Origin of the sequence: Thiorhodococcus minor, from assembly GCF_010820565.1 — a bacterium.
GTDB lineage: Bacteria > Pseudomonadota > Gammaproteobacteria > Chromatiales > Chromatiaceae > Thiorhodococcus > Thiorhodococcus minor.
The window spans coordinates 1-3,798 of the sequence record NZ_JAAIJQ010000178.1 but is presented as its reverse complement, the minus strand read 5'-3'; the positions used below and the strand labels follow the sequence as shown (position 1 = coordinate 3,798).

The window sequence follows — 3,798 nt, the reverse complement described above, 5'->3', positions numbered from 1 at the left end:
AAGGCGAGGCTCTGATCGTCGAGCAGGAAGATGCCCTGCTCGGGGTCGCAGGCCAGGGTCGGGAAGAGTGCAGAGGCGCGCTCGCCCTGGAAGCGGCGCTCGTTCATCCCGTGCGCCCCGAGGCGTCGCGATCGGTCTTCCCCTTCACCGAAGCGGGTGCAACCACGCGATGCAGCTGCAGCAGGAGCGGATCGCTCCAGAGCACCCGCGCGCGTTTGCGCCGCAGCAGCTCGCGCGCCCGCGCCGGGTGACAGGGCTTGAGCAGCCGGCGGTTGGCATCGCACACCAGCACCGGGGACCGCCCCTGCACCCGGGTCAGGGCCTGGTCGAGGAGGCGATCGCGCGCTTCGGGCGACAGCTCCGCCAGCGCGGCGAACAGGGCCTTGGGCACCGACAGATAGTGGCGGGTCTCGGGCAAGGGGCAGCACAGGGACATGGCGGTCCTCTCTGAGTCCATGGGGTGGGCCGTTTCCGGCCCGGTCTCGGCCGGGAGTGGCCGGTGGCGCTGTGAATGCGCAGGAGAGGTGAGCCGATCGCCGGCCGTCTTCAGACAACCGGGAGAGTCGCGGCGAAGAGGGTGTTGATGATGTTCGGCGCCACCAGCATGCCCACCCCCGCCGAGACACCGACGACGAAGCCCATGATCGACTGGCGCATCACCCCCGCGACCAGGCCGACCAGGATGAAGGCGACCGCGATGACCTTGCCGAGCAGGCCGGTCATCCAGCCGGTGAGCAGGGTGTAGACCTCCTGGAACTCGGTACCGGTGGTATCGCCGGTGCCCGAGCTGGCGGCCGCGAGCATGGGGGCGAAGGCCAGGGCCAGGATCAGAAGGCGGCCGGCCCAGTGGTGTCTGTCATGAGACATCATCGTCAAGGTGTCCTCTGTCGGTTCGGTCAGTTCAGGGGGTTGCGAAGCGCACCGGGGGCGGACGGGCAGTGCTCACCCGCGCACGGCGCCTGGCGACGCGGCCGCGCCGCGGCATCCCCGCCGCTCGGCACGACACGCTGCTCCACCTGCAAGGGCTTGAGCAGGGCATTGGAGAAACGGTCCGGCCCGGCGGCGAGGCTCCAGGTGCGCGGGGTGATCTCGGTGAAGACATAGCCGCTGGCATGCAGATCGGCGTTCTCGTCTTCCCAGGGGGCGAGCCAGATGCGCATCACCTGCGCGGGTACCCGCAGCGGGATGGGGTCGCGCGAGCGGGGCAGGAGCAGGTCTTCGTCGGCGGCGATGGGCAGGGCCTCCACTGGCTCATCGACTTGGGCGACATCGGGTGCTTCTGAAGCGTTCGCTGGCTTCCGGGTGGCGCCGAACAGCGCTACATCGTCGCCAAAGAACCCACCGGACGAATTGCGCCGCTGGACGGACACAGCCACAAGTCGCGCCGGTTGCGCACCTGATGCCTCGTCGTCCACCCGCTCGGATTCCCAGTCGGGTGGCTGAAGCGAATCGGTCCCGCTGGTCAGGTCGTAGACCCGTGAGGCGGGCAAGCACAAGGGGTCGCTGGGATGTCCCTTGCAGCCAAAGCGCTTCTCGCCCACGGCGAGCGAGCCACAGCCACTGGTCATCAGACTGACGCCGAGGAGCAGCAGGAGCAGTCCGTTCCGCGCGGTATTGAATGGAAGGATCGATTCTTTCGTCATCGCGCATCTCCAGTGAACCAAGCCAGCAGATCGACCGGCACACCCCCGTGCAGCCGTCCGTCCGGCGCGATCAGGAAGGGCACTTGGGTGATGCCGAGCAGTTGGGCGGTGACCAGGGCACGCTGGAGGACGCCCTGTCCGCAGGTGCCCGTCGCCGGCGGCAGTGTCTCAAAGACATGGCTGAGCAGGGCTTCCAGCGCTGCGGCCGGGTCGGTTTCGGCCAGACAGTTGAGCCGCACCACCGTGGCAAGGGACGGCTTCCCGAGCACCGCCACCGGGATGAGGCGAACGCGATAGGACGCGCGCTGCGACGGCGACAGCGCCTGGAGCTGATCGAGCAGGTTGGCGCACTGCGGGCAGTGGGGATCGAGGAAGACCCAGACCTCCTCGGCCCCCTCCGCCAGATCCAGCGCCCCCAGGTCACGGACATCGAGCTTGAGGCGCGCTCGGTCGATCCGCCCCATCAGCCGGTCGGCCTCGGCCAGCGAGGTCAGCCGCTCCCCGTGCCAGAGGTCGATCGCCGGACCCAGGAAGGCATAGCGCCCGTTGGTCGAAACGAAGAACAGCCGCTCGCCCGACTGGACCATCTGGACCCCCTGCACCGGCAGACGGCGCATCCCCTCGATGCCTTGCACGAGCTGTGCGATGTCGTCGGGCTCCGTGGCCACAGCCCCTGCCCTTTCATCGCCTACCGCGCCCACCGGCAAACCGACCAACAGGACCAGAGCCAAGGCTGATCCAAGGGTCGCTCGTTGCCTGTGCACCCGCATCGTCGACCTCCTCACCGCCGCCCACCACGGCGACGATTCGCCTGGGCCAATTGCAGCGACGCCCCGCGATTGAGGATCACCTCGATCGCGCGCCCGGCGTCGATCTCGATCACCGGGAAGATGTTCTCGGCCATGTCGAGGTAATACTGGGCGAGCCGATCGAGCGCCTTGCCGGTCCCGGTGATGGCCGCCGCCTGGGCCGAGTCGCCGGAGAGGACGTCCTGGTACTGAACCTTCCCGTCGCTGGTCGTGGTGATAGTCGTGACCGAGGACTTGTTGAAGACATCGGAAACCCCTTCGAGGAAGGCGACCTGCATGGCACGGGCGATGACCTGCCCCTGCTTGGAGACCAGGCGCCCGCGCAGCCCCACCTTGCCGTCCTCGCCAACCGCGTAGCCATCGACCGGGACCTCGATCACGCCACCGTCGCGGCGCACGCAGGTGATGACCTCGGTGCGCAGAAAGGCGCGCTCGCTCGAAAGCTCGCCGTAGCCCGCGACCGTGATGAAGCACTCGCGCACATCGGCGCGGAAGCGGTTGGGCAGGATGGCGTCGTGCTTCAGGCGCACCAGGGCCGGATAGGGGTCGCGGCGGGCCTGTCGTCCGGTGGGGGCATCCATCCCGGAGAGCAGGACCCCGCGCAGGAGACTGCCGGCGGGGATCATGATGGCTGTGCCGGCGGGATCACTGGTCTGCTTGGTAGTCGCAGACGCTGCCGTATTGGACGCGGGGGCCTGCTCCACCACGCGGATCGTCAGCGGCCCGCTCGTCCGTGCCGGCTGAGCGGCTGGGCGCGGACTGAGGGCACTCAGCGGTGAGGCGGGCGTGCGCGCGAAGAGTGCTGGATCGTCCAGGGCTGGTGGCTTGGCCGGGCGCGACGTCTTCGACTCGGGCGCCGGAGGCTCAGGCGGCTGGCTTGGTGGCGGTGTGGTTGACGTCGGCATCGCCAGGCGCGCCTGCAACTCGTCCCGCAGCCGGATGATCTCCTGCTGGAGCCTCTGGATCTCGGTCTGCTGGGACTGGCGCAGCTGCTCGACCTGGCGGTTGAGCGTGGCCGCCTCGCCGGGACCGCGCTGACGCTCGCGGGACGTCGCCTGGGCCAGCTCGCGCTCGAGCTGGGTCAGACGATTGGCCAGGCCGTCGATGCCGAGCGCACGCGGATCGGCGTCGGTCAACAGATGCCGGGTGAGCCGCTCACGCGCCTGCTCGGCGCGGGTGCCAGGGGTCGCGGGCTCATCGAGGGCGATCACCACAATCAGTGCGACCACGCCGAGCACGGCGCCGATCAGCAGCCAGCGGCGCAGGCCAGGCGAGAGCCGCTCCCAGGTGTCGGTGGGCATCACCGGCATCTAGCGGCCTCCCGCCCGGCGCAGCGACGGACGCTC

Annotated in this window: 5 protein-coding genes; all 5 read right to left on the bottom strand. The window is 69.3% G+C overall.

The features are described 5' to 3' along the window. Positions 1 to 103 precede the first annotated feature (103 nt). On the bottom strand, positions 104 to 457 hold the full coding sequence (locus G3446_RS25885) for an RRXRR domain-containing protein (protein WP_245232786.1): 354 nt from the start codon (positions 455 to 457) through the stop codon (positions 104 to 106). 89 nt (positions 458 to 546) lie between these two features. After that, positions 547 to 870 (bottom strand): TraA family conjugative transfer protein, encoded by a 324-nt coding sequence (gene traA / locus G3446_RS25880; RefSeq protein ID WP_245232785.1) that lies wholly within the window; start codon positions 868 to 870, stop codon positions 547 to 549. Between the two features lie 26 nt (positions 871 to 896). Next, positions 897 to 1,643 (bottom strand): TraV family lipoprotein, encoded by a 747-nt coding sequence (locus G3446_RS25875; protein ID WP_164456548.1) that lies wholly within the window; start codon positions 1,641 to 1,643, stop codon positions 897 to 899. After that, entirely contained in the window at positions 1,640 to 2,311 is a 672-nt protein-coding gene (locus G3446_RS25870; protein WP_342450249.1) for a disulfide isomerase DsbC N-terminal domain-containing protein, read from the bottom strand. Before G3446_RS25870 ends, G3446_RS25875 begins: the two co-directional genes overlap by 4 nt. Positions 2,312 to 2,424: 113 nt before the next feature. Beyond that, positions 2,425 to 3,762, bottom strand: coding sequence for a TraB/VirB10 family protein (locus G3446_RS25865; RefSeq protein ID WP_164456546.1), 1,338 nt, complete (start codon positions 3,760 to 3,762; stop codon positions 2,425 to 2,427). Between the last annotated feature and the right edge of the window lie 36 nt (positions 3,763 to 3,798).

Coding starts and splice junctions, on each gene's coding strand:
- G3446_RS25885 (WP_245232786.1), bottom strand. CDS start 457: ATGGACTCAGAGAGGACCGCCATGTCCCTGTGCTGCCCCTTGCCCGAG.
- traA (WP_245232785.1), bottom strand. CDS start 870: ATGATGTCTCATGACAGACACCACTGGGCCGGCCGCCTTCTGATCCTG.
- G3446_RS25875 (WP_164456548.1), bottom strand. CDS start 1,643: ATGACGAAAGAATCGATCCTTCCATTCAATACCGCGCGGAACGGACTG.
- G3446_RS25865 (WP_164456546.1), bottom strand. CDS start 3,762: ATGCCGGTGATGCCCACCGACACCTGGGAGCGGCTCTCGCCTGGCCTG.